Consider the following 24,959-nt stretch of genomic DNA (forward strand, 5'->3'; position numbering starts at 1 on the left):
TTCACAGTTCGCGTACCCGCTGACGTCTGACGATCCAGATGAAGAAAGGTGCGCCGACAAGGGCGGTGACGATACCGACATCGAGTTCGGACGGCCGCGCCACGATGCGCCCGACAATATCGGCCGCAAGCAGCAGACAGGCGCCGCCGAGCGCGGAAAATGGCAGAAGCCAGCGATTGTCGACGCCAACGAGCAGGCGGCAGAGATGCGGAACGACCAGCCCAACGAAACCGATTGGCCCGCAGATGGCAGTCGCCGCGCCGCAGAGGAGGATGGCACCAAAGGATGCAACGGCTCTCGCGACCACGACATTCTCGCCAAGACCGGCGGCCAGCTCATCACCAAGCGCCAGAGAATTCAGCTTGCGTGCCGAAAGAAGGCTGATGGCAAAACCGGCGGCGAGAAACGGCAGCACGGTCTCAATCCGCTCAAAGGTCGCACCACCGACACCGCCGATCTGCCAGGAACGGATGCCGCCGGCAATATCGCTGCGCGGCAGCACGACGGCAATGACGAGTGAGGAGAAGGCGACAGAGGTGGCGGCACCCGCCAGAGCGAGTTTTAGCGGCGTTGCCCCACCCCGTCCGAGCGAACCGACGACATAAACGAAGACCGCAGCCGCACCTGCCCCGACAATCGCCGTGATGATAAAGGCCTGCGCCGAGGCAATGCCGAACCAGACGATGGCGATAACGACGGCAAGTGAGGCGCCCATATTGACGCCAAGGATACCGGGATCGGCAAGCGGATTGCGCGTAACACCCTGCATGATGGCGCCAGCGAGCCCAAGCGCTGCCCCGGACAGCAGGGCAAGCAGCGTTCGCGGCAGGCGAACCGCAACAGCCGCTTCCGCCACCGTCTCCACGCGACCGGCAAGCGCTGCCGTGATGTCAGCGAACGTGACGTCACGGGTGCCAATCGCGACGGAAAGCGCACATAGCAGCGCCAGAAGCGCCAGCACGGCGATAAGCCATGCGGTCCGCATGCGGTTGGAGCGGCCACCTGGCAGCACGGCCGGACCTTTGGCAGGCCCTTCCATTGTCATTTCGCTTTACCGGAGGACTTATCCGCTGCTTTCGCCAGAAGATCGGCGTAATCCTTCAAAACCCAGGAAATCGACAGCGGTGTGGGATTGGATGCGGTGCCGAGCGGATCACGCCCCAGCATGACGATGGCGTCATGGGCAACGGCGGGCATTCGGGCAAGCAGCGGATCGGCCCGCATCGCCTTGAGCAGTGGCTGGCTGCCATAGGTCACGACGATATCGACATCGTCAAAGGCATCGACTCGCTCGGCGCTGACGCCGGCGGCGAATTGCCCCGGTTTCGTCGCCTCCGCCACGCTCTTCGGCGAAGTCAGCCCAAGATCGGTGAAAAATTTCACGCGGCTGTCATTGGCGGTATAAAAATTGACGACGCTGAGATTGGTGGCGTCGAGATGGGTGACGAACATCGCCGACTTGCCCTTCAGCTGCGGATGGCCCGCAACCACCTGCGCGATCTCACCCTCGATGCGTTTGATCAGCGCCTCACCTTCCGCCGCCATGCCAAGCCCGGCACTGTTCAGCCGGATCATCTCGCGCCAGTCGGTTGCCCACGGGGACACGGGATAGGCAACGACCGGTGCGATCTGGCTTAGCGTATCGTAGTCGGACTGGCTGAGACCGGAATAGGCGGCGAGGATGACATCCGGCTGCGTTGCCGCCACGGCCTCGAAATCGATACCATCACCCTCATCGAACAGAACGGGCTTTGCAGCACCCAGGGTGGAAAGCTGCTTCGCCACCCAAGGCAGCAATCCATCACCGTCATCATCGCCGAAATTGGCCGCGGCAAAACCGACGGGTACGATGCCGAGCGCCAGCGGCACCTCGTGGTTTGCCCAGGCGACGGTCGCGACACGCTGAGGCTTTCTCGCAATCGTGGTCGTGCCGAAGGCGTGTTTGATGACGACGGGATAGCGCGTCGCCTCTTCCGCCGAGGCAATGGTCGGCGCGATCATCGACAGGAAAAACACGAATGCCGGCGCGAGGCAGCGAAACAGGAAAAGCATGGGCGAAGCTCTCAACGGTTCAAAAGTGGACTTGAACTCTCAGCTTCACATGCCCCCGTCAACCCCGGTGAGGAAATGCCGCCACAACAGTGGTGAAATTTCCGGGGTTTTGTACAAAACCGCAAAAAGTTACAATACCGGACAAACTTTCTCAAGTTATTGGGCGCTTCGAGAGCGGGCCGTGGAAGCGGCGATTGGGGCATCAACTTCTGGAATTTAGCAATGAACACTGAAATGAATGGCGTCAACGGCAGGACCGCGCGACTGCGCTACGGGCAGGCAGCCCTTCTTGCCTGCACGGCGCTTGTGACGGTACTGCCCGTTCGTTCGCTGGCGCAGGAGGCTGCCAATACGGGCGGAAGCACGGTTCTCGAGCGCATCACCATCGACAGCGGTGACAATGACCAGAAGTCGATCGTCGCCACCCGCACGACAAGCGGCAGCAAGATGGCAACCGACATTCTCGATACGCCGGCTGCCGTTTCCGTCATCACCGCCAAGGAAATGCAGCAGCGCGGTGTGCAGACCGTGGAAGAAGCCTTGCAATACACGGCAGGTGTGACCACGGATTTCTACGGCTCGGACGACCGTTTCGACTATTTCAAGATTCGCGGTTTCGACGCCTACACCTATCGCGACGGGCTGACGCTCGGCCGGCCCTTCGGCGCGCTGCGCGAAGAGACCTATGCCTATGAGCGCGTGGAAGTCCTGAAGGGCGGCAATTCCACGACCTTTGGCGTTTCCGATCCCGGCGGTTCGGTGAACTACTCGACCAAGGTTCCCAAACGCAGCCGTTTCGGTGAGGCCTATGTAACCGGCGGTTCCTATAGCCGCGCAGAAACCGGCTTCGATTTCGGCGACAACATCACCAGCGACGACACACTGTCATACCGCCTGACCGGCAAGCTCAGAAATGCCGACGCGGAATATGACTATTCCCGCGACGATGAAAAATTCTTCATGGGCGGCCTGACATGGCGGCCCACCGACGCCACCAGCCTCACCGTCGTTTACGATCATCTCAACAAGGACGGCGTTCCCGGCGGCGGCGGCCATCCGGTCGGCTCGCATTTCGACAGGAGCCGTTTCTTCGGTGAACCGGACTATAATTACCGCGGCACCAACCGCAATTCGCTGAGCGTGATGTTCGACCATGATTTCGGCTCTGGCCTGACGCTGAGTTCGAACGCGCGCTACAGCAAGGCAAATACCGATTTCGGTTATGCGTATATTTCGTCCACACCGACCAATGGCTCGACCATCGCCAACCGTTCCTATTTCGGCAACGAGACCGAAACCGAGAATTTCCTGATCGACACCCGGCTACAATATGACACGACGTTCGAAAGCGTCGAAAGCCGCAGCCTTGTTGGCGTTTTTTATAACGACTACTCGTCCGGCAGCAAAAGCTACTTCGGTTCTGCGCCAGGCATCAACTGGCTGAACCCGGTCTATACCGGTGCACCCGCCTCAGTGCCGCTCTACGCCAGCTCGCTGACGGATCAAAAGACAAGGGCACTCTACCTCCAGCAGGACCTGACCTTCTTCGACAGGCTGACCGTCAGCGCCGGTCTGCGCAATGACTGGATCGACACCGACCAGACCAACAGGCTGAACGGCACGACGGCAAGCGGCGATATCAGCGAACTGACAAAGCGCATCGGCGTGTCTTACAAGGTCACGAATGAGATCGCGCCCTATATCAGCTACGCCGAATCCGTGGTGCCGGCCTCGGGCCTGACCGTCGAGCCCGAACGCGGCGAGCAGATCGAGCTTGGCGTGAAGTATCGCCCGGATGCCTTTCCTGCCCTGTTCACGGCATCGATCTACGACCTGAAGAAAAACAATATTACCGTCACCAGCCCGATCACCACCCTGCCCACCACCATCGGCGAGGTGCGCGTGCGCGGTCTCGACCTCGAGGCCAAGGCGGAAGTTACCGACGAGTTGAGCCTGACGGCGGCCTATTCCTATCTCAACGCGGAAATTACCGAAAACGGCACCGCCGGCAATGTCGGCAACCGCCCGCAATTCGTGCCTGAACATCAGGCCTCGCTTTGGGTGAACTACACGCTGGCCGGCAACGACAAACGCGGCGACATGACCTTCGGGCTCGGCGGACGCTTCACCGGCGCGTATTACTTTGATGATGCGAACAAGGTTTCGACCGGCAGCAGCGTGACCATGGACGCAGCATTCAGCTACAAAATCCAGGAAACCACCTCGCTGGAGGTGAATGTTTCCAACCTCTTCAACGAGAAGCACGTCTCTTACGGCGGTTTCGGCGCAGACTTCTACAACCCCGGCCGAGCGTTCTCGGCTACGCTGCGCAAGACGTGGTGAGAATAAGTATATCCTTACTTTTCAAAATATTACATAACCACCCTAACGTTCTACGTCATCCCCTGGGGTGACGTAGAACGAAGCTCAAGGCATGCGCCAACCCCGCTCCGCGCAGACGGCAAGGCGACCATTCAAAGCAGCCTGTGCATGCGCCGCCAGGCGGCTGGCGTATTGCCCACGGACTGGCGGAAGGCCTTGGTCAAATGGGCCTGATCGGAAAAGCCTAGCTGGGCGGCGATATCGGCCACGGTGAGATCGCCTTCCAGCAACAGTTTCTGGGCAAGGCTTATCCGCCGCTCCAGTTGCCATTGCAGCGGCGTCTTGCCCGTTGTCTGGCGGAACACGGTTGCGAACCAGCTTTCCGAAAGCCCGACGATGTCGGCCATTTCTGCAACCGTCATGCGGTCGTCGCCGCGGCTTTCGACACGGGCAAGCAGCTTGTTCATATGCGCCTGCGTCAGCCTGCCATTTACCTGTTCCGGCGAAGATCCGGGAATATCGAGAAGACCGGCAACGATGCTGCCAACAAGGCTTTCCGCATAGACCGCATGTTTCGAAGGCTCGGCGAGTTCATCGACGAGCAGTCCAGCCAGTGTTTCGACCGAGCCGATATCCTGTATCTCGACCGGGCGGCGCAAGGCTGTCATCGCCGCCGAACTGCCGACCGATGGCGACAGGAAACGCAGCAGGCGGTCCTTGTGGATATGCAGATTGAGATGCGAAAACCGGTGCGTGGCATTGCTGCTCGTCCACATCGGAACACCGGCCGGCACATAGACCGCCCGCGTCATGGGGCGGGAATGCTGCGTGAACTCGCCGTCGCGGTTGGAAATGCTGATGCGCGACGAGACATCGTTGAAAAATATCATAATACGCGGATCGGCGGCCAGGTAATAACCCTTCGCGCCCATCTGGCTCTCTGCCTCCCAGAAAGCGCTGACGAGCCCGTCCAGCTGGCGCCATTTGACCGGCGCAGTGACGCTGATCCCTTCCGTGTGCCAGGTCATGGAGTGCCAGAAACTCAATGCAGGTACCGTTCAGTTGTCGAGCCGAGGTTGAAGCCATGTAAGACATGCGCGTCACGATAACGGCGCCGCACGCTCCACCATATGAGGCCGCAATAACATGACTTATCAATTCATGTTAATAGCAAAGATGGTTGTAATGCAAAACATTGCTGTGCTGCCAGTCGATCCCGCAACAATGTGAGCCTTGGAACCTCTGCCCCGACCAGCCGTTTGATCTCCAGACAAATGAAATCACGAAGGGAGATCAGTATGAACGACAAAAAGGATCCCGGCGATTTCGCCGACAAGAAGCGCGAAGAGCAGGGCCGCGGCGTCATCGTCGCTGGGCCGGATGCGCATGAGAATGAAAAGGGCGGCAAGGCGCCGGGGGATAGTGGCGAAAAGCCATCACCCGAAAAACCGGTTCCATCCTCAGACCGCAGATAGAAAATTGCCCCTCCCTGATCGCTCAGGGAGGGGCTTTTTGGACTAGTCAGCCTTATCAGACAAGGTCAAAACGGTCGGCGTTCATGACCTTTGTCCAGGCGGCGACGAAATCACGCACGAACTTTTCCTTGTTGTCGTCCTGCGCATAAACTTCCGCGTAGGCACGCAGGATGGAGTTGGAGCCGATAACGAGGTCCACGCGGGTCGCCGTATATCGGGTTGCTCCGGACTTGCGATCGCGAATCTCATAGAGATTTCCGCCGGTCGGAACCCAGGAATAGGCCATATCCGTCAGCGTTGTGAAGAAATCGGTGGTCAGAGCACCTGGGGTCTGCGTGAACACACCATGTGCTCCGCCGCCGTAATTGGCGCCAATGACGCGCAAGCCACCGATGAGAACGGTCAGTTCCGGCGCCGTGAGGCCCAGAAGCTGAGCGCGGTCCAGCAGCAGTTCTTCAGGGCTGACGACATAGTCCTTCTTCACCCAGTTGCGGAAACCATCCGCCAGCGGCTCGAGCGGGGCAAAGCTGTCTGCATCAGTCTGCTCGGCTGAGGCATCGCCACGACCGGGTGCAAAAGGCACGGCGACATCGAAGCCGGCTGATTTCGCCGCCTGCTCAACACCGTAGTTGCCGGCGAGAACAATGACATCAGCGATGCTGGCGCCGGTTTCACGGGCAATCGGCTCCAGCACCGAAAGCACATGGGCCAAACGGGCGGGCTCGTTGCCTTCCCAGTCCTTCTGCGGCGCAAGGCGGATGCGCGCACCATTGGCGCCGCCGCGCTTGTCCGAACCACGGAAGGTACGGGCGCTGTCCCATGCGGTCGAGACCAGATCGGCGACCACCAGACCGGAAGCGGCGATCTTTGCCTTTACGGCAGCGACATCGTAGCTCGTGGAACCTGCCGGGATGGGGTCCTGCCAGATCAGGTCTTCTGCGGGAACATCCGGGCCGAAGTAGCGGGACTTCGGACCCATGTCGCGGTGGGTCAGCTTGAACCATGCGCGGGCAAAGACCTCGGAGAAGTGGTCCTGGTCATCCTTGAACTTCAGCGAAATCTCGCGGTAGATCGGATCGACCTTCAGGGCCATGTCGGCATCGGTCATCATCGGGATGGTGCGGATCGAGGGATCCTCGACGTCAACAGGCTTGTCCTCTTCGGCAATGGTGATCGGTGCCCACTGGGACGCGCCAGCCGGGCTGTGCGTCAATGTCCACTCATGCTTGAACAGCATGTCGAAGAAGCCGTTGTCCCACTTGGTCGGTTCGCTTGTCCAGGCACCTTCAATGCCGGACACCACGGTGTCACGGCCGATGCCGCGACCCTTGGTGTTGATCCAGCCGAGACCCTGATATTCGGGGCCTGCTGCTTCCGGATCGGGGCTGAGGTTCGCGGCGCTGCCATTGCCGTGCGACTTGCCGATGGTGTGGCCGCCTGCGGTGAGCGCGACGGTTTCTTCGTCATCCATGCCCATGCGGGCAAAGGTTTCGCGCATCTGCGCGGCTGTCGCCAGCGGATCGGACTTGCCGTTGACGCCTTCCGGATTGACGTAGATAAGACCCATCTGCACGGCGGCAAGCGGATTTTCGAGCGTCTCAGGCTTGGTCACGTCACCGTAACGACCATCGCTCGGTGCCAGCCATTCCTTTTCGTCACCCCAATAGGTGTCCTTTTCGGGAGCCCAGATATCCTCGCGGCCGAAGGCGAAACCGAATGTCTTCAGACCCGCGACATCATAAGCGATCGTTCCGGCAAGCGCGATGAGATCGGCCCAGGAAATCTTGTTGCCGTATTTCTTCTTGATCGGCCACAGCAGGCGGCGGCCCTTATCGGTGTTCACATTGTCAGGCCAGGAATTGAGCGGTGCAAAGCGCTGGTTGCCGGTGTTGGCACCGCCGCGTCCGTCCGTCACGCGGTAGGAACCGGCTGCATGCCAAGTCACGCGGGCCATCATGCCGACATAGCTGCCCCAGTCGGCCGGCCACCAGTCCTGGCTTTCCGTCATCAGGGCGCGCAGATCGGCCTTCAGGGCCTCGACGTCGAGCGTCTTCAGCGCTTCGCGGTAGTTGAAGGAGGTGCCGAGCGGATTGGTCTTGGTGTCGTGCTGATGCAGGATATCGAGGTTCAGCGCGTTCGGCCACCATTCGGTAACCGATTTACCGGAGGCCGTATTGCCTCCATGCATGACGGGACACTTGCCAGCCGGTTTTGAAGTTGCGTCCATTTCGCCCTCCGATGGGTTTAGTAATTAAACGAAATAATCAATTCGACATGTGCAGCATGTTGGAGCCACAGCCCACAGCGGGTCACCCTTATGGAAACCGCGCAGTGACGCTGGTGATACCGAACAGTTACATCCTCTTTCTGTCATGACGATGACTAACAGCCGGGTTCCATAATTTCCAATTGTATATTCTAAAGGCTGCGATATGCTCAGCTTATGATTGGACTATCGATGAAACACCTGCGTTATTTCGACGCCTTGGCGAAGATCGGCCATTTCGGGCGGGCAGCGGAGGCGTGCTCCATTTCCCAGCCAGCACTTTCGCTACAGATCAGGGAACTGGAAGAGCTGATCGGCGCACCGCTCGTCGAACGGGGCAGTCGCCAGATCAGGCTGACCGCTCTCGGCGATGAATTCGCCGAACGCACCCGCCTGATCCTGCGTTCGGTGGACGAATTGCAGGATTTGGCGAGGGCAAGGCACGGCCCGCTCAGCGGTCGCCTGCGCATCGGCGTCATTCCTACCGTCGCACCCTATCTTTTACCGCAAGTCATCAAGACGCTCACCCGGCATTATCCGGGACTGGAAACGCGCCCGCGCGAGGCGGTAACACAGAAACTGATCGAGGACCTCCTGGAAGCCAGGCTGGACATGGCAATCGTCGCGCTTCCGGTGTCTGAAGCGTCGTTGGAAGAGGTTCCGCTGTTTTCCGAGGAATTCATTCTGGTCCGGCCGATGGAGGATGCGGGGATGCCGGTGCCGAGCGCTGGCAAGCTCGGTGAAATGCGCCTGCTGCTGCTCGAGGAAGGCCATTGTTTCCGCAATCAGGCACTGTCTTTCTGCAGTACGACGAACGCGCCGCCGCGCGTGCTGATGGAGGGCAGTTCGCTCTCGACGCTGGTCCAGATGGTCGGCGCCGGCATCGGCGTCACGCTCATTCCGCAGATGGCTGTCGATATGGAAACGCGGCAATCCACCGTCTCGGTATTTCGGCTGGCAGAGCCAAGACCATCCCGCACCATCGGCATGGTGTGGCGCAAGAGCAATCCGCTCTCGGCGCAGTTTACCCATATTGCCGAGATCGTCCGCGAATGCGGCCTGCAAAAACTCGGCCGCGTTGCCGATGCAGCGGCGTGACGGTGTCGAGGGCCAACTGGGATCTGCGGTCTCAACTCTTCGCAGCACTCCCAGCGTTGCCCTCGCAAAGCCGGGCAGCCATCGCAAAGAAGGCAAGCTTCATCTTGCTGCGCTTGTCCGCGCCCTCGAGGCTTGAAACCGGCACCTGAAAACCGAACATGTCGTCCGGCTCGGCGGAACGTTCCCGCCAAAAAGCGTCTATGTCGGAAAGCAACATTTTCTGCCGCCGCGCGCGACGATAATTGATCGGGTGTCGGGCGTGGGAGACGGCGAAATAGGAACCCGCTTCCGTCTCGATTAGGCCTTGCAGCAGCATCAAAACGGCATCCTTCGGGCGAAGACCCGCAAGGTCGCGCGTTACTGCCACCATCTCCTGCTTTGCGGCGCGTGGCCCCTGCATGCCGCCAACGGCAATCGTCCTGTACCCGCCCTCATCCTGCGTCACGAAAATAAACTTCGTCGTCCACAAGGTGACGTCGTCACGGGTTCTGATCAACCGAACCGCGAGAGCGCCTTCGTGGCGGCCGCCACATAAATCCGCAAGAGCAAGCGTGCAGCGATATTCGTTAGCACGGCCGCCTATGGTGCCGATTGCGATCGTTTTTCCACTCCAGAGCGCAGCCATAACCTCTCTGGAAAAACAACCGCTGGCGATGATGAAATTCTCCATGAGAAACTCCAGCCGTCTTCCATAGGAGATTTTGCCGACGAGGAATTTCGACAGGGGTTTCTGAAGAAGCTCGTCATGTGGTGGTGGCAGTTTTTGCGTCGCCGAGAATCGGGACAGAAACCGCCACCACCGCAGCGTTACAAGCGGATGAGCCAAAAAACGCATCCAGAAAAGGAAGCCCCGTTTCCAGTGGGCGCGCATAACGAAGGTCGCAACGCTCCAGGCCAGGGGAAAACGGAGGAGTTCCAGCCCATCGCCAGTCATGGTTTGCGCAGCGATGACCGGCTCGGGTTTCGCCGAGTTTCTTTCCGCAGCGAATGCGGCGATTTCAGTATGCGACATCGTAAAATTCCGGGGAGTATGACTGTTTGGACTGGGGCGTGGGTGATTTGGCCGGGACTGTGCGCGCCCAGAATGAACCGAATATGAAATCGGATTGGTGCTCTGCTGCGATCAATGGCGCTGCAGCAATGCGCGAGGTTCCGGGCCGGCGACGCGCTTTCTACGCGCCGTCTTCTCGCCGGAAATCCGGAAGAAAACGATCCGGTGGATGCGTCACTGTGTGTACTCCGGTTGGCACGGTTGATCCCGTGCCCATACATTATGACTGCGAACGTTGCGGCAGCATTACAATCGCCGCGACCGGTCTACAGAGCGCAAAGCGCAATCAGAATCGAACCCGGAACGTGCTCCCAGAGGGGTTACTTTCCAGCACTATACGGCCGCTATGATTGGCGACGATCTTCTTGACGAGGCTGAGGCCAAGTCCGGCACCCGTGCTTTTCGGGGTGACCCGATAGAAAGGTTCGAATATCCGCTCCTGGTGGTCCTCGGGTATGCCCTGCCCCTCGTCGGAAATCGCGATTTCGCCGTTTGCGAGAACCGAGACATGGATCAGCCCCTTGTTTCCACCATGGTCGATGGCGTTGCGCACGATATTGCTGATGGCGCGCGGCAGGGCAAAGGGATTGCCTTGCATGTCGTATTTTTCGATCTGCGTTTCGAAGGAGATGTCGTAACCTGCCGAAAGCGCAAGCGGCGCGAGCTCTGCCACCACCGTGCGGGCGATATCGACAAGGTCCACCACCTCGCGCCGGTCGTTCACCTGATCGTTTCGCTCAAAGGCCAGAAGCTGCTCGGCGGTTTCACCGAGCCGCGCGACATCCCCCATCAGGCGCTGCTGGTCCGGTCCGGGCAGGCCCTCTATCCGGGTCTGCATGATCGCAATCGGCGTCCTCAATTCATGCGCGGCATCGATCAGAAAACGTTGCCGCGCCTGGAACTGCTCTTCGAGCCGCTCGAGAATGCTGTTGAAGGAAACGATCAACGGAACGACTTCGCGCGGCACATCTTCGACGGGAAGCTTCGAACCCGGTCGTCGCGGGTCGATCTCCGGTGCTTTTTTGACGACGGAACTCAGGCCGGCAAGCGCCCGGCGCACGATGTGCGGCACGGAGAAGAACACCGCAGGCAAAAGAACCGCCAGCAGGGGAACATAAATCGGATAGGTGCCGGCAAGAAGCGTCAGAAACGACGCTCGTGCATTTGAGGTTCCGCCAAACATGATCCTGACGGGTCCCGATGTCGTCTCGATACTTTCAGCCGAAGCAACCTCGGATATGCCGCTGCCGCCGCGAATATCGGCGTCCGTCATCAGATGAACGTAACGCGCCAGTTCGGCATAAACGGCGGGCACGGTTCCGAAGGTCGCCGCGTGACCGTCAGGCGTCGAGACCACGAACCACAACGTCTCATTCTTCGCCTTCAAGGCGCGTAATGCCGGTCCTTCTGTAATGACCAGACCCTTTTGCGGATCAAGCGAAAGCGACTCGTCAAGCGTCGCCGACAAATCGTTCCAGAGCCCGATATTGGGCGAGAGCTTCATCACCCCGTAAACGCAGAGTCCGACGATGACGACAGCGATCATGGAGGAGACGACAATGCTGAGCTGCCAGCTCAACTGCCACCACAAGGACGGATTGGACTTGCCCTGCGCTTTCATGTGTCTTCCCTGAGCAGATAACCGATGCCGCGAATATTATGCACGCTGACCCCGGCCGAAGCGTCGAGCAGGCGTTTGCGCAGTCGCGATATATGCGCATCGAGCGCATTGGACTGGATTTCTTCCTCGTAATTGTAGACAGCGGCCTCGAGCGTCGAGCGCAGCACGGATTTGCCTTTTCGTTTCGCCAGCGTGATGAGGACCATCAGCTCGCGCCTTGGCAGATCGAAGGGAAGCGAGTTGATCGTGACGCTGAGATGAAGCGGATCGATCACGATGCGGCCTGCGGAAATCTGCGACGGGGCGATGCTTGCCGGTCGTCTCAAAACCGCGCGCAGCCGCGCCAGCAGTTCGCCGACGAGAAACGGCTTGCCGAGGTAGTCGTCGGCGCCGCCATTCAGCCCCTCGATCCGCTCCTCCGGTTCATTCATCGCCGTCAATAAGATGATCGGCGTATCGATACCGACGCGGCGCAGCTTTGGAATGAAGGTAAGCCCCTCCCCGTCCGGCAGACGACGGTCGAGCAGAATGGCATCATAGACATGCTGGCGCGCCAGCTCCATCGCATCGCCGAGCCGCATCGTATGGTCGATGACGATCCCCTGCTTGCCGAGCGTCGTCGACAGCGCATCCGCCATTTCCTTTTCGTCCTCAATCAACAGAAGTCTCATTTGCCACCGTCCCTTCGCCCCCTCCTTGTCTGCCAGAAAGGTTGCGGCAGTATTGCGGCGCAGAAGATGCGGGCGGGTAATGCTGCTGCAATTATGAACACTTATCCAGAAGACATCAGCCTGCACGACAGGCGACATGACCGCTCGATCGGCGGTCACAGGATGAGTTTTGCCTGGAAGGATTATGTTATGTGGGTGAAAAGAACGATCAAGGCGGGGATCGCGCTTGCGGGCTGCGCTCTCGTCGTCACGGCTCTCGATCCGGCGCGCGGAAGCGTCGATGCGAACGAGCGCGTGAAGGGGATCGTGGCGTCAACCTCGATGAGCCCGGCCGGTATCCCGTTCGAACTGACGGCTGCGGAAGTCGCAAGGATCGGCACACGAGCGATGGCGGAGCGGCTCAGCATCAGCGGCGAACTTCAGCCGGTCAGCCGTGTCGTGATCCGCGCCCGCGAGGCTGGAAAAATTCTGGATATGAACGTCCGGGACGGACAGGCGGTGCGGGCGGGCGACCTGCTCGTGCGGTTCGAAACCGAGGAACTGCAATCGACGCTTCTGCTGCGGCAGAGCGACCGGGATGCGGCCGAGGCCGAACTGACACTGGCGATGCAGGCCCTCACCCGAACCGAACAGCTAGCGTTAAAAAACATCGCATCGGCGGAACAGCTCGATAAGGCGAAGAGCGATGTCGTTGTGAAAACGGCAAGGCTGCAGAGCCTTTCGGCGCAGGTGGATATCGCCCGCCTTGCCCTTCGCAATGCCGAAATCCGCGCGCCTTTTGATGGCACCATTACCCGCCGGCAGGCAGAAGCCGGCTCCCGCGTCAGTGCCGATGGTGAACTCATGACGCTGGTCGATACAAGCATGCTTGAGGCGAAGGTTCTCGTTGCCACGCGCGACATCCCACGTGTCGCCGTTGGCCAGACGGCGGAACTCGATATTGACGGCATCGGCGGCCAGTCTCTAAGAAGCACCGTTGACCGCATCAGCCCGGTTGCCGAAGACGGGACGCGCTTCGTTGCCGTCTACCTGCGGCTTGCCAACCGCGACGGCCGGCTGTGGGGAGGAATGTTCGCCAGCGGGTCCATCCTCGTGCGCGAAAAAAACGATGCGCTTGTCGTTCCTGCAATCGCACTTCGCAAAGACGAAACCGGCTACCATGTCCTTAAAGTCCTGAACGGCCATCTTCGCCGCCAGACGGTGGCGGTGGGATCGCGCTGGAACGACGGCAGCCTGATCGAGATCGGCGCCGGTCTACAGGACGGTGAGACGATCCTGACTGCACCGCTTCCCGAATTGCAGCCCGACATGGCTGTCACGGTCGACAAGGCAGGCTGAGATGTTTCTGACCCGCATATCCGTCTCCCATCCCGTTTTCGCCACCATGATGATGGTGGCGCTTCTGGTCATGGGTCTTTTCTCGTTGCAGCGGCTGGGGCTCGACCTCTACCCCAATGTCGACGTTCCGGTCGTTGTGGTGTCCACCGCTTATCCGGGCGCCACGCCCGAAACGGTGGAGACAGAATTGACGCGCCCGGTCGAGGATGCGCTGAACGCCATCGGCGGTCTGGACGAGATCACGTCAACCTCCTACGAGGGACGCTCTGTCGTCGTCGCAAAATTCAAGCTCGAGGTTAAGAGCGCAACCGCGGCACAGGACGTGCGCGACAAGATCGCCGCCATCGACGCGAATTTCCCGCAAGAGGCCAAAAAGCCGGTCATATCCCGGTTCGATCCCGCCGCCGAGCCTATCCTGTCGGTGGCGATAAGCTCGACGTCGCTCGACGTACCCGCACTCACCACCCTTGCCGACCAGAAGGTGGTGCGGCAACTGACGACTGTTCCCGGCGTCGGGCAGGCAACGCTGGTTGGCGCCCGCAAGCGGCAGATCGACATCACGATCGACGACACCCGCATGCGCGCGCTTGGGATCGGCATCAACGAGGTGGTGAGCGCGCTACGCACCGGCAACAGCAACAGCCCGGCTGGAAGCCTTGTCGATACCGTTTCCGAACGCACGATCCAGGTGCAGGGCCGCATCGCAGAACCGCAGGCGCTGCTGGACATGGTCGTCGCCCGGCGCGGTGGCGTAGCCATTTATCTTCGCGACATCGCCGCGCTCTCCGAAGGGGCTGCAGACCCCGAAAACCGTGCCCTCTATAATGGCCAGACTGCGCTGGCGATCGACATCGTCAAGGTTCAAGATGCCAACACGGTTCAGGTTGTCGCGGATGTGAGAAAGCGCCTCGACGCCCTCAATGCCGACCTTGTTCCGCAAAACGTGCAATTGCGAGTCATTACGGACACATCCATTCCCATCCGGGAATCCGTCACGCAGGTGCAGACGACGTTGATAGAAGGGGCGGCACTTGCCGTAGCCATCGTCTTCCTGTTCCTCAATTCCTGGCGCAGCACCGTCATAACCGGACTGACGCTGCCGATCGCGATCATCGGCACGCTGGCGGTCATTGATGTTATGGGCTTCACGCTCAATACCCTGAGCCTCCTGGCGCTGACGCTTTCCATCGGCATTCTGGTGGATGACGCCATCGTCGTGCGCGAAAACATCACCCGTCACCTTCACATGGGGAAATCCCATATCCGCGCAGCACTCGATGGCACGAACGAAATCGGACTTGCGGTGATCGCGACAACGGCGACAATCGTGGCGGTCTTCCTGCCCGTCGCTTTCATGGACGGCATCGTCGGCCGGTTCTTCTACGAATTCGGCATCACCGTTTCAGCTGCCGTGCTGATCTCGCTTTTCGTCGCCTTCACGCTCGATCCGATGCTATCGAGCGTCTGGTACGATCCGGATGCGCAACCCAACACCCGGCGCGGTCCGGTGGGCCGGCTGATCGCCCGTTTCGATCACGCCTTCGAATGGCTCGCCGATCAATATAGGCACGTGATCGGCTGGACATTGCGCCACCGGCTCGTCACCCTGCTCGTCACATCAGGCATTTTTGTCGGTAGCCTGCTGATGGTGCCGCTGGTGGGTGCGGAATTCGTACCGAATACGGATGAAGGCCGCTTCCAGATCAACGTCACGGCACCGGTCGGCTCCTCGCTGGAGTACACCACGGCAAAGGTGCGGCAGGTCGAGAAGGCACTCCAGGAATCCCCGGAGGTCGAGATGCTCTATTCCACCGTCAATACCGGCGGCACCGTCGGTAAACATCGCGCCGCCGTTCTGGTGGGACTGGTGCCGCTGGAGATGCGCACCCGAACTCCGGTCACGCTGGCCGATCCAATCCGCAAGCGCCTGTCGGCCATATCGGGCATAGAGGTCGCGATCCTGCAAAACGGTCTCGGCGGTGGCGAAAGCCCCGTACAGCTCAGCATTCTTGGCGACGACCGGGCGATCCTTGAAAAGATCGCCGACGGTCTGATGGAAGATATGAAAAAAATCCCCGGCCTCGTGGATGTGACCTCGAGCACCCGCGACGTGACCTCCATCCTTTCGGTACGCCTGAAACGCGAGGCGGCAAGCGATCTCGGCATTTCCCGATCCGACCTTGCCGCAGCGCTCTCGCCGCTCATCGCCGGTGAGAACGTGTCGAAATGGACGGATGCGGGCGGTAACAGCTACGACATCGTCGTGCGCCTGCCCGGCGAGCGGCGTGCCGACACGACGAGGATCAGCGAGTTGATGATCGCCACCGGCCGCACGGCATCCAACGGCTCGCCCCTGATGGTACGTCTGGATCAGGTCGCCGATATCACCACCGTGGAAGCACCTACCGAAATCCGCCGCATCGACAATCGCCGCGAGGTGCTGGTTTCGGCCAACATATCCGGACGAGCGCTTGGCGAAGTGACAGACGTGTTGAAGACCCTCACCGCCGCCCGCGACCTGCCGGACGGCTACCATATCCGCTTCGGCGGCGACGCCGAAACCATGGAGGAGACGGTCGGCCACATGGTAACCGCGCTCGCAATGGCGGTCATCTTCATCTACATCGTGCTCGCCTCGCAATTCGGCAGTTTCCTGCAACCGCTCGCCATCATGGCGTCGCTGCCGCTGTCCCTCATCGGCGTCCTCGTCGGGCTCTTGGTTGCCGGCAGCACGATCAACATGTTCTCGCTGATCGGCTTCATCATGCTGATGGGCCTCGTTACCAAAAACGGCATCCTGCTTGTCGATTTCGCCAACCGCGAAAGGAAGCGTGGACTTTCGCTCAACGAAGCGCTGGCAAGCGCCGGTATCATCCGCTTCCGCCCGATCATCATGACGACGCTTGCGATGATTTTCGGCATGATTCCGCTCGGGCTGGCCGTGGGCGGTGGCGGGGCGCAGCGCGCGCCAATGGCGCACGCAGTAATCGGCGGCCTCATCAGCTCCACCCTGCTCACCCTGATCGTCGTGCCGACAATCCTGTCTTACATCGACAGCGTCACCCGGCGTTTCGCCCGCCTGCTACCGAAGGCACCGGACGAGATGGGAGAGACCGGATCGGTCGAACGACCAGCATCACCATCCTAGGTTCGCTGCTGGCGTTTGCCGTCAGGACTTTTCCTCGGTCAGGCGCTTCCTCTTCCCCCTCGGGCGGAAGTCGACCAGAAGCGATTTCAATTCGATTTCTCGGACGCGCCTTGCTGCCTCGTCCGGGCGAACCCATTCCAGAAGGCGTTCGCCGCGCTCCTTGAAACTCGTTTCCTCCCCGGTGATCTCGATCTGGAAGACATCGACAACGCAGGGAACGACATCGCCATTGTCGAGCATCTTGAGATAGGTGTAGCGGCCAACGGCGTCCTTCCTCACGCGGCCGCGAACGCCCGCTTCCTCCCAAGCCTCGATCGCGGCAGCCTCATGCGGCTTCTTGCGTTTCATCGGCCAGCCGCGCGGAATGATCCAGCGTGCGCTGGTGCGAGAGGTGACAACAAGGATTTCGATCTCTTCACCGCTTCCGGTATAACGGAAGCATAAGGCGGCATATTGCTGCCGGAAAGAGCCGGTGAACAGCTTTTCGGGAACAGCAGCAAGTTGCTGGAGCAATGTCAGGGAACGCGCCGGACGGGCTTTCCGGCTTTTCTTCGTGGATTTCATATCCGTTGATACTGCCGATTTTCCGGGTTGCATCAATGCCCCGCGTGCATTTATGACAGTTTTATGACAATCACCCCCCACAACTAATAAAGCGCCATTGAGGGCCAATTCGCATGATGAGCATTTTTCGCAAGCTGATGCCGCGCGAGGACCGTTTCTTCGACATGTTTAGCAAACATTCGGAAACGGTCGTCAAAGCCGCCGCAGCTCTAGACCACCTTCTGAGCGGCGTCGACGTCGAGAAAAACTGCGACCTTATCGTCGCCCTCGAAGACCAGGCGGATGATATTACCCACGACGTTCTGCTTGCGGTTCGCCGCAGCTTCATAACGCCCTTTGATCGTGGCGATATCAAGGACCTCATTCAGTCCATGGATGACGCCATCGACATGATGCACAAGACCGTCAAGACGATCCGGCTGTTCGAGCAAACCGAATTCGACCCGCTGATGCGCGAGATGGGCCACGAGATCGTACGCGCGGCAAGCCTCGTCGCCGAAGCCATCCCGCTTCTGGAAAAGGTTGGCACCAATGCCCAGCGCCTGTCGGTGATTGCCGAAGAGGTCACCCGCGTCGAAGGGCGCTCCGACGAGCTTCATGACCAGGGCCTGAAGGACCTCTTCCGGCGCCATGGTACGACCGGCAATGCCATGGCCTATATGATCGGCAGCGAGATCTACGGCGAACTCGAAAAGGTCGTCGACCGCTTCGAGGACGTGGCGAACGAGATCAGCGGCATCGTTATCGAGAACGTCTGATGGATGTCGCGCTTGCACTGCCGCTGCTTGTCGGCCTTATCGCCATCGCGCTGTTCTTCGATTTTCTGAACGGTCTCCACGACGCCGCAAATTCCATCGCCACCATCGTCTCCACCCGTGTATTGCGCCCGCAATATGCGGTGGCATGGGCGGCCTTCTTCAATTTCATCGCCTTCCTGTTCTTCGGCCTGCATGTGGCCGAAACGCTCGGAACCGGCATCATCGATCCGGCCATCGTCTCCCCGCAGGTCATCTTCGCGGCATTGATGGGCGCCATCGTCTGGAATATCGTCACCTGGATCTTCGGCATTCCCTCCAGCTCGTCACATGCCTTGATCGGCGGTCTCGTCGGTGCGGGCTTTGCCAAGGTCGGTTTCAATTCCATCGTCTGGTCGGGTCTTCTGAAAACCGTGGGCGCGATCTTCATGTCGCCGGCCATCGGCTTTTTCCTGGCACTGCTGCTGGTGCTTGCCGTCTCCTGGCTGTTCGTGCGCCAGACGCCCTTCGCCGTGGATCGCACCTTCCGCATCATGCAGTTCATTTCCGCCTCGCTCTATTCGCTCGGCCACGGCGGCAATGATGCACAGAAGACCATGGGCATCATCGCCGTGCTGCTGTTCAGCCAGGGGCATCTTGGAGAGAGCTTCTACGTGCCGTTCTGGGTGGTGATCTCGTGCCAGTCGGCCATGGCGCTCGGCACACTGTTCGGCGGCTGGCGCATCGTGCACACCATGGGGTCGAAAATCACCAGGCTGAACCCGATGCAGGGGTTCTGCGCCGAAACCGGCGGTGCGCTGACACTTTTCGGCGCGACGTGGCTCGGCATTCCGGTGTCCACCACCCATACGATCACCGGCGCCATCATCGGCGTCGGTGCCGCGCGTCGCGTCTCGGCGGTGCGTTGGGGCCTTGCGGGCAATATCGTCATTGCCTGGGTCGTGACCATGCCCGCCGCTGCCCTGATATCCGCATCTGTCTATGGTCTTACATCGCTGTTCGGCTGAGACAGAGACCCGCCCTCTCTGCCAAAGCTCCCGGAACAAAAGCCACCCTGTGGTTGTTGATCCGGGAGACAATAGGCGACAAGGCGGATCTCGGATCATGGCACGGCAGGTCTTCTGGAAGGGCTATCTGAAGCTGTCGCTGGTGACGGCAGCAGTTTCGCTGACGCCTGCCACAACCGAAAGCAACAAATACCGCTTCCACGTTCTCAACCGCAAAACCGGCAATCGCGTCGAAAGCCGCTATGTCGACAGCGTTACCCACAAGCCGGTGGCCGCAAAGAACCAGGTGAAGGGGTTTCCCCGCGCCGAAGACGATTATGTGTTGCTGGAGGATGACGAGATCGATGCGGTCGCGCTCGAAAGCACCCGCACCATCGACATCCAGACCTTCGTACCCACAGGCTCTATCGACTGGATATGGTACGACCGGCCGCACTTCCTGCGCCCGGAAGACAAGATCGGCACGGAAGCCTTCAGCGTGATCCGGGAAGCGATGCGGGCAAACGGCGTTGTCGGCATTGCGCGGCTTGTTCTCTATCGCCGCGAAAGAGCGGTTCTGCTGGAACCGTCAGGCAAGGGCATCATTCTGTGGACCCTGCATTATGGCGAGGAAGTGCGCGAAAGCATCGACGCGCTGGACCCGAAGATGAAAATCGAAAAGCCGCTGCTGGACGCGATGGAAAAACGCATCGGCAAACAGATGACGGGATGGAAACCGGCGCTGGTTCAGGATCCGATCCAGAAAAAGATCAACGCTTTGCTGAAAACCAAGAGCAAGACCGTCTCTTCCCCGGAAAAGAAGACCGGCACGAAAACCCGGACCGGCGGCAACGTCATCAACATCATGGATGCCTTGAAGAAAAGCCTTGCCTCGGACAAGAAAGGCTGACGCTCATCGGGCCTTTTTCGGCAGGGGTCGCGCGGCAGCGAAAAAGCCGTCCCATGGATCCTTCTTCAGGGCAGAAAGGCGCGCGCCGATATTGCTGACCGTGAAGTGTGCCGGACCTATCTCATCTGAGAGTTCCGCCCATTCGATTGGCGCTGAAATGGCGGCTCCCGGTCGGGCACGTGTCGAATAGGGCGCAACAGCCGTATTGCCCCTGCCATTACGCAGATAGTCGAGGAAGATGCGGCCCTGGCGTTTCGCCTTGGTTGCCACCGCAAGATATTTCTCCGGCTCTGCCTTGGCCATGTCATCCGCCATGGTCTTTGCAAAAGCCTTCAAGGCTGGCCATCCCGCTTCCGGTTTTAAAGGTGCCACGACATGCAACCCCTTTCCGCCGGAGGTTTTCACGAAAGCGGCCAAACCGGCATCTTCGAAACGCCGCTTCAGTTCCAGTGCCGCATCGATTACCTCCTGCCATGACACGTCCTCGCCGGGGTCTATATCCATGGTGATCATGTCGGGCTTTTCCCAGTTCGCGGTTGTCGCCCCCCATGGGTGGATTTCAAGCGCAGCGGACTGGACCAGCGCCATCATGCCATCGAAATCCGTAATCCGGATCAGCGGTTCCCCGCCCTTGTCCTTCGGATCCTTGATCTGTTCTATCGTCTTGTTCACACCGCGCCAGGCGTGTTTCTGGAAGAAACGCTGCCCATCAATCCCTTCAGGACAACGCAGCAGCGCCAGAGGCCGGTTGACTACAAAGGGGGCCATATAGCGCCAGACCTGCGTATAATAATCGGCAAGCCCTTCCTTGGTCACGCCATCGCCCGGCCAGTAAAGCCGTTCCGGATGGGTGAACTTGATCTTTGACTGCGGCGTCCCTTGTTCCGACACTGCTTTATCCTCGCGTTCGATTTCGTCCACCGGCTTGTCTTCCCGCAAGCCCCGGAATGATGCATGGCGCAGATTGCCATCTCCGGACCAGGCACGAAACTCCACTTCTGCAACCAGTTTCGGCTTGACGAAATAGAGGTCGCGGCGCGCAAGTGCCGTGAGCTTTTCGCCGAAAGGGCTATCATCGATGCCCAGCGGTTTCAGGCGGCCAAGCAGCATTTCGGCAACATCAGCGGTATAGCCGGTGCCGACGCGGCCGACATGACGCAGCTTGCCTTCCTCATAAACGCCGAGCGCCAGCGAGCCGAGGGCATTGTCCGACGCGGATGACAGCGTGTAGCCGCCGATGACGAACTCCTGCCGCATCGAGCACTTGGATTTCACCCAATTTCCCTTGCGACCCGAGACGTATTTGCTGTCCTTGACCTTCGAGATAACGCCCTCGAGGCTGAGGCGGCAGGCATGATCGAGAACAAGCCCGCCGCTTTCCTCGAAATGTTCGCTGTAGCGAAGATGCGGGTTGCTGGCGGGCAGCAGCTTTTCCAGTAGCGCCTTGCGGTCCGTCAGCGCCGCCCCGCGCAAATCCGTGCCATCCAGATACAGGAGATCGAAGGCATAAAAAACGAAGCGGTCGCTGCGCCCTTCGCTCAAGTCCTGCTGCAAGGCAGAGAAATCCGAGGCGCCGCTGTCCCGTTCTACCACGATTTCACCGTCGATCATCAGCGTTTCGGCCGGCAGCGACTTGAGCGCTCCCGCCACGGCATCGCCGAACTTTTCGGTCCAGTCCAGTCCGCTACGGGTCAGAAGCTGGAGTTTGCCGTGGTCGATACGGACCTGCAGGCGATAGCCGTCGAACTTGATCTCATGCAGCCAGCGGGAGCCTTCCGGTGGCTTGGGTTTCAGCGTCGCAAGTGCCGGCGGCACGAAGGATGGCAGCGCCTGTTTGCGGGCACCTTTCGGCAGGGCATGCGCCTGTTTTTGGCCCGAGGAAGAACTAACGGTCTTTTTCGATACAGGCTTCGAATTCCAGGTGTCCTTCGGCTTGGCGGCAACTTCTTCAACACTTCGGCCAGTCTTCACGGATTCCGGCCGCTCCTCCAGAATATCGGCGCCGCCATCATGTCTTGCCTCTTCGTCGTCGCCCTTGATCAGCAGCCAGTTTTCACGGCTTTCACCGGGCTTTCCATGCATACGTACAAGATGCCAGCGGCCTTTAAGCTTTTCGCCCTCAAGTTCGAATTCGAGATGGCCTTTGCGGTAGCCTTTCTTCGCGTCGCCAATCGGGCGCCAGACACCACGATCCCAAAGAATGACGGTCCCGCCGCCATATTGACCTTTCGGGATTACGCCTTCGAAGTCGCCGTAGCTTAGAGGGTGGTCCTCGACGTGCACCGCAAGGCGCTTGTCCTCCGGGTCAAGGCTCGGCCCGCGCGTTACCGCCCAGCTTTTAAGGACGCCGTCCATCTCCAGCCGGAAATCGTAATGCAGCCGGCGGGCATCGTGCTTCTGTATGACGAAACTCGATCCCTGCGCATCGACCTTGTCGCCCTTCGGCTCCGGCGTCTTGTCGAAACTGCGCTTGGCGTTATAGCTCTGCAAACCCATGGATCAGCTCGCTTTCCGGGAGGATTTGCGCCCCGCACCAGCGGTAGATTTTCCGCTGTCGCCGTCACCGGCGCTGCGGCGCAAAGCCTCCTTCAGGTCGATGATGTTATCTTGCTTGCGCGGCGGCTGTTTGCTGATTTCCCTGCCCTCGATCTTCGCCTTCACCAGTTCCGCCAGCGCATCATTGTAACGATCGGTATATTCCGCCGGATCGAATGTGCCTGCCCGTTTCCCGATGATGTGACCGGCAAGTTCCAGCATCTCTTCATCGAACTGAATATCGGGAATGGACTTGAAAACGGTGGTTTGCGAGCGAACCTCGTAGCCGAAATTCAAAGTAGTCGCCACGAGCGCCTTGCCGCTTGGACGGATCAACAGCACGCGGTTTCGGCGAAAGAGTACCGCTTCGCCAAGTGCCGAGACCTTCTCGTCGTCCATGGCTTTTGCCAGCAGCGTCAAAGCCTCTTCGCCACCCTCCTGTGTCGGCGCCAGATAATAGGATCTATCGAAATAGAGCTTGTCGATCTCGTCGTGGCTCAGAAAATGCCTGACGCGAATGACCTTGTCGTTTTCCGGCATCAGCGTTGCGATCTCATCTCCCTCGATGACGATATGGTCGCCATTGTCGAGTTCATATCCCTTGACCTGATCCTCGCGGTCGACAGCATCGCCGGTATCGCTATCGACATATTGCCGTTCGACGCGATGGCCGGTCTTTCGGTTGACGATGTTGAAGGAGATCTTGTCCGATGAGGTGAGCGCGGAATAGAGGCCGATTTCACAGTTGAAATCGCCGAATATCAGATGACCCTTCCAGCTCGCTCTCCGGTTCATGATCGCCGCCCATGGTCGTTGTGAGAGGATTGCCCTCTGCCCCGGTCCGCAGCAAGGATTCGCTCGATAGCGGGAACGTCCGCCTCCGCCAGCACCGGCACAGGGTCGGATGCCATCGCCTCCAGCACCTCCGGCGAAAGCCCGCCATTGCGGATGACCCATTCCATGGCCTCGCGCGTTTGCCGCTCGGCCTTCAGCTGCGCATAAAGCGCCAGTATCAGCCGGTCGCGGACATCGAAGGGCTTCACATCTCTGTCTGAACGTTCTGTCTGTCGTTTCATGTCAAATCCTCAAAGCCGATCAGGCAATGCCCCGGCCTCCGGTCACACCATAGACCTCGCCATTGATGAAACTGCCATCCTGCGAAGCCAGCAGCACATAGACCGGTGCCAGTTCCACAGGCTGGCCTGGACGGCCGAAATCGCTGTCCTTACCGAAATTCCTGACCTTTTCGTCCGGCTGCCCGCCGCTTGGCTGCAAAACCGTCCAGAACGGACCAGGCGCGACGACATTTGCCCGCACGCCCTTTTCGATAAGCTGTTTGGCGAGCGCTTTCGTATAGGCAACGATGCCGGCTTTCGTAGTGGCATAATCAAGAAGAATGGGAGACGGCTCATAGGCCTGTATAGATGCGGTGGTAATCACCGACGATCCGGGTTCCAGATAAGGGACGGCGGCCTGCGCAATCCAGTGCAGCGCGTAGAGATTGGTCTTCATCGTGCGGTCGAAATCTTCAGTCGACAGCTCGGCGATACCCTCGCGATATTGTTGTCTTGCGGCGTTGATCACCAGAATGTCGAGGCCGTTGAGATCGCCTACCGCTTTTTCAACCAGTTCGCGGCACCATGCCTCATCGGTAATATCTCCGGGTAAGGCGACGGCCACGCGGCCTTCCGCTTCGATAAGCGCTACCACCTCTTCGGCGTCCGATTCTTCCTCCGGTAGATAGGATATCGCGATATCTGCACCCTCTCGCGCAAACGCGATTGCCACGGCGCGACCGATGCCGGAATCACCGCCGGTTATGAGCGCCTTGCGCCCGGCAAGCTTGCCGCTGCCGCGATAGGTCTTTTCACCATGATCAGGGAAAGGCATCATGTTCGTGACCAGCCCTGGCATTTCCTGAGTCGGCGTTGAAAAGGGCGGGCGCGGATACTGGTTGCGCGGGTCCTGCGGCTCAAGGCGGTCTGTCATTGGTTTCTCCCAGAGATAGAATTCCATCTTGGTGCGTCTCATGACCAGCGAACTCGTTATCGGAAGGTCAGGTCAGTCGTCTGCCGCCGGCTGCGGCGATGGCGACACAGATGCACCACACACAATCCTAACGATCTGCGTTCGCTCTCGTTCCATTGGCGTAGGAGAATGGAATTAC

20 protein-coding genes are annotated in these 24,959 nt (G+C 59.6%); 8 read left to right on the top strand and 12 right to left on the bottom strand.

Annotation, left to right across the window (positions count from 1 at the left end; genetic code table 11):
* Nucleotide 1: 1 nt before the first annotated feature.
* Both CRO62_RS04625 and CRO62_RS04630 read right to left on the bottom strand, forming a co-directional pair.
* On the bottom strand, nt 2-1,045 hold the full coding sequence (locus CRO62_RS04625; RefSeq protein ID WP_097099386.1) for a FecCD family ABC transporter permease: 1,044 nt from the start codon (nt 1,043-1,045) through the stop codon (nt 2-4).
* Nucleotides 1,042-2,052, bottom strand: coding sequence for an iron-siderophore ABC transporter substrate-binding protein (locus tag CRO62_RS04630; RefSeq protein ID WP_097099387.1), 1,011 nt, complete (start codon nt 2,050-2,052; stop codon nt 1,042-1,044). The genes CRO62_RS04625 and CRO62_RS04630 overlap by 4 nt, the downstream gene beginning before the upstream one ends.
* Before the next feature lie 222 nt (nt 2,053-2,274).
* On the opposite strand from CRO62_RS04630, the gene CRO62_RS04635 reads away from it, so the two are divergent.
* The gene (locus CRO62_RS04635; protein WP_097099388.1) at nt 2,275-4,395 is read left to right on the top strand and encodes a TonB-dependent siderophore receptor; all 2,121 of its coding nucleotides are present in this window, start codon (nt 2,275-2,277) and stop codon (nt 4,393-4,395) included.
* 131 nt (nt 4,396-4,526) lie between these two features.
* Here the strand turns inward: CRO62_RS04635 and CRO62_RS04640 are convergent, their stop codons facing one another.
* Entirely contained in the window at nt 4,527-5,420 is an 894-nt protein-coding gene (locus CRO62_RS04640) for a helix-turn-helix domain-containing protein (protein ID WP_210201852.1), read from the bottom strand.
* 252 nt (nt 5,421-5,672) lie between these two features.
* Here CRO62_RS04640 and CRO62_RS04645 point away from each other — a divergent pair, with 252 nt between their 5' ends.
* On the top strand, nt 5,673-5,849 hold the full coding sequence (locus CRO62_RS04645) for a hypothetical protein (RefSeq protein WP_097099390.1): 177 nt from the start codon (nt 5,673-5,675) through the stop codon (nt 5,847-5,849).
* 55 nt (nt 5,850-5,904) lie between these two features.
* On the opposite strand, the gene katG is transcribed toward CRO62_RS04645, so the two are convergent.
* A complete protein-coding gene (gene katG / locus CRO62_RS04650; protein WP_097099391.1) occupies nt 5,905-8,076 on the bottom strand; it encodes a catalase/peroxidase HPI in 2,172 nt (723 codons plus the stop codon).
* A gap of 216 nt (nt 8,077-8,292) precedes the next feature.
* Between katG and CRO62_RS04655 the strand changes: the two genes are divergently transcribed.
* Nucleotides 8,293-9,213, top strand: a complete 921-nt coding sequence (locus CRO62_RS04655) for a hydrogen peroxide-inducible genes activator (protein WP_025594953.1) — start codon at nt 8,293-8,295, stop codon at nt 9,211-9,213.
* A gap of 31 nt (nt 9,214-9,244) precedes the next feature.
* Here the strand turns inward: CRO62_RS04655 and CRO62_RS04660 are convergent, their stop codons facing one another.
* From CRO62_RS04660 to CRO62_RS04670, 3 genes are all read right to left on the bottom strand, one after another.
* A complete protein-coding gene (locus tag CRO62_RS04660; RefSeq protein WP_097099392.1) occupies nt 9,245-10,225 on the bottom strand; it encodes a DUF535 family protein in 981 nt (326 codons plus the stop codon).
* A 325-nt stretch (nt 10,226-10,550) separates the two neighbouring features.
* Nucleotides 10,551-11,885: a sensor histidine kinase gene (locus tag CRO62_RS04665; protein ID WP_097099393.1), complete on the bottom strand. Its 1,335-nt coding sequence runs from the start codon at nt 11,883-11,885 to the stop codon at nt 10,551-10,553.
* Nucleotides 11,882-12,556 (bottom strand): response regulator transcription factor, encoded by a 675-nt coding sequence (locus tag CRO62_RS04670; RefSeq protein ID WP_097100383.1) that lies wholly within the window; start codon nt 12,554-12,556, stop codon nt 11,882-11,884. Before CRO62_RS04670 ends, CRO62_RS04665 begins: the two co-directional genes overlap by 4 nt.
* 189 nt (nt 12,557-12,745) lie before the next feature.
* Here CRO62_RS04670 and CRO62_RS04675 point away from each other — a divergent pair, with 189 nt between their 5' ends.
* Together CRO62_RS04675 and CRO62_RS04680 are read left to right on the top strand one after the other, a co-directional pair.
* Entirely contained in the window at nt 12,746-13,894 is a 1,149-nt protein-coding gene (locus CRO62_RS04675) for an efflux RND transporter periplasmic adaptor subunit (protein ID WP_097099394.1), read from the top strand.
* Between the two features lies 1 nt (nt 13,895).
* On the top strand, nt 13,896-17,042 hold the full coding sequence (locus CRO62_RS04680) for an efflux RND transporter permease subunit (protein WP_097099395.1): 3,147 nt from the start codon (nt 13,896-13,898) through the stop codon (nt 17,040-17,042).
* A gap of 21 nt (nt 17,043-17,063) precedes the next feature.
* Here CRO62_RS04680 and CRO62_RS04685 read toward each other — a convergent pair whose 3' ends face one another.
* A complete protein-coding gene (locus CRO62_RS04685; RefSeq protein ID WP_038495316.1) occupies nt 17,064-17,606 on the bottom strand; it encodes an NUDIX hydrolase in 543 nt (180 codons plus the stop codon).
* A gap of 113 nt (nt 17,607-17,719) precedes the next feature.
* Between CRO62_RS04685 and CRO62_RS04690 the strand changes: the two genes are divergently transcribed.
* From CRO62_RS04690 to CRO62_RS04700, 3 genes are all read left to right on the top strand, one after another.
* Complete coding sequence (locus CRO62_RS04690; RefSeq protein ID WP_097099396.1) at nt 17,720-18,364, top strand: DUF47 domain-containing protein; 645 nt, start codon at nt 17,720-17,722, stop codon at nt 18,362-18,364.
* Nucleotides 18,364-19,368 carry an inorganic phosphate transporter gene (locus CRO62_RS04695; RefSeq protein WP_004431194.1) on the top strand — a complete coding sequence of 335 codons (1,005 nt, stop codon included), beginning with the start codon at nt 18,364-18,366 and terminating at the stop codon, nt 19,366-19,368. The genes CRO62_RS04690 and CRO62_RS04695 overlap by 1 nt, the downstream gene beginning before the upstream one ends.
* Before the next feature lie 97 nt (nt 19,369-19,465).
* A complete protein-coding gene (locus CRO62_RS04700) occupies nt 19,466-20,257 on the top strand; it encodes a Ku protein (protein ID WP_097099397.1) in 792 nt (263 codons plus the stop codon).
* Nucleotides 20,258-20,260: 3 nt separating this feature from the next.
* On the opposite strand, the gene ligD is transcribed toward CRO62_RS04700, so the two are convergent.
* The 4 genes from ligD to CRO62_RS04720 are packed head-to-tail and all read right to left on the bottom strand — an operon-like array spanning nt 20,261 to nt 24,781.
* The gene (ligD, locus tag CRO62_RS04705) at nt 20,261-22,753 is read right to left on the bottom strand and encodes a DNA ligase D (protein WP_097099398.1); all 2,493 of its coding nucleotides are present in this window, start codon (nt 22,751-22,753) and stop codon (nt 20,261-20,263) included.
* A gap of 3 nt (nt 22,754-22,756) precedes the next feature.
* Nucleotides 22,757-23,587, bottom strand: a complete 831-nt coding sequence (locus CRO62_RS04710; RefSeq protein ID WP_097099399.1) for a Ku protein — start codon at nt 23,585-23,587, stop codon at nt 22,757-22,759.
* Nucleotides 23,584-23,868: a hypothetical protein gene (locus tag CRO62_RS04715; protein WP_097099400.1), complete on the bottom strand. Its 285-nt coding sequence runs from the start codon at nt 23,866-23,868 to the stop codon at nt 23,584-23,586. The genes CRO62_RS04710 and CRO62_RS04715 overlap by 4 nt, the downstream gene beginning before the upstream one ends.
* A gap of 19 nt (nt 23,869-23,887) precedes the next feature.
* Nucleotides 23,888-24,781, bottom strand: coding sequence for an SDR family oxidoreductase (locus CRO62_RS04720; RefSeq protein ID WP_038495923.1), 894 nt, complete (start codon nt 24,779-24,781; stop codon nt 23,888-23,890).
* Between the last annotated feature and the right edge of the window lie 178 nt (nt 24,782-24,959).

The organism is Rhizobium sp. AN6A, from assembly GCF_900215635.1.
Lineage (GTDB): Bacteria > Pseudomonadota > Alphaproteobacteria > Rhizobiales > Rhizobiaceae > Agrobacterium > Agrobacterium tumefaciens.

Coding starts and splice junctions, on each gene's coding strand:
- CRO62_RS04625 (WP_097099386.1), bottom strand. CDS start 1,045: ATGACAATGGAAGGGCCTGCCAAAGGTCCGGCCGTGCTGCCAGGTGGC.
- CRO62_RS04630 (WP_097099387.1), bottom strand. CDS start 2,052: ATGCTTTTCCTGTTTCGCTGCCTCGCGCCGGCATTCGTGTTTTTCCTG.
- CRO62_RS04635 (WP_097099388.1), top strand. CDS start 2,275: ATGAACACTGAAATGAATGGCGTCAACGGCAGGACCGCGCGACTGCGC.
- CRO62_RS04645 (WP_097099390.1), top strand. CDS start 5,673: ATGAACGACAAAAAGGATCCCGGCGATTTCGCCGACAAGAAGCGCGAA.
- katG (WP_097099391.1), bottom strand. CDS start 8,076: ATGGACGCAACTTCAAAACCGGCTGGCAAGTGTCCCGTCATGCATGGA.
- CRO62_RS04655 (WP_025594953.1), top strand. CDS start 8,293: ATGATTGGACTATCGATGAAACACCTGCGTTATTTCGACGCCTTGGCG.
- CRO62_RS04660 (WP_097099392.1), bottom strand. CDS start 10,225: ATGTCGCATACTGAAATCGCCGCATTCGCTGCGGAAAGAAACTCGGCG.
- CRO62_RS04665 (WP_097099393.1), bottom strand. CDS start 11,885: ATGAAAGCGCAGGGCAAGTCCAATCCGTCCTTGTGGTGGCAGTTGAGC.
- CRO62_RS04670 (WP_097100383.1), bottom strand. CDS start 12,556: ATGAGACTTCTGTTGATTGAGGACGAAAAGGAAATGGCGGATGCGCTG.
- CRO62_RS04675 (WP_097099394.1), top strand. CDS start 12,746: ATGTGGGTGAAAAGAACGATCAAGGCGGGGATCGCGCTTGCGGGCTGC.
- CRO62_RS04680 (WP_097099395.1), top strand. CDS start 13,896: ATGTTTCTGACCCGCATATCCGTCTCCCATCCCGTTTTCGCCACCATG.
- CRO62_RS04685 (WP_038495316.1), bottom strand. CDS start 17,606: ATGAAATCCACGAAGAAAAGCCGGAAAGCCCGTCCGGCGCGTTCCCTG.
- CRO62_RS04690 (WP_097099396.1), top strand. CDS start 17,720: ATGATGAGCATTTTTCGCAAGCTGATGCCGCGCGAGGACCGTTTCTTC.
- CRO62_RS04695 (WP_004431194.1), top strand. CDS start 18,364: ATGGATGTCGCGCTTGCACTGCCGCTGCTTGTCGGCCTTATCGCCATC.
- CRO62_RS04700 (WP_097099397.1), top strand. CDS start 19,466: ATGGCACGGCAGGTCTTCTGGAAGGGCTATCTGAAGCTGTCGCTGGTG.
- ligD (WP_097099398.1), bottom strand. CDS start 22,753: ATGGGTTTGCAGAGCTATAACGCCAAGCGCAGTTTCGACAAGACGCCG.
- CRO62_RS04710 (WP_097099399.1), bottom strand. CDS start 23,587: ATGAACCGGAGAGCGAGCTGGAAGGGTCATCTGATATTCGGCGATTTC.
- CRO62_RS04715 (WP_097099400.1), bottom strand. CDS start 23,868: ATGAAACGACAGACAGAACGTTCAGACAGAGATGTGAAGCCCTTCGAT.
- CRO62_RS04720 (WP_038495923.1), bottom strand. CDS start 24,781: ATGACAGACCGCCTTGAGCCGCAGGACCCGCGCAACCAGTATCCGCGC.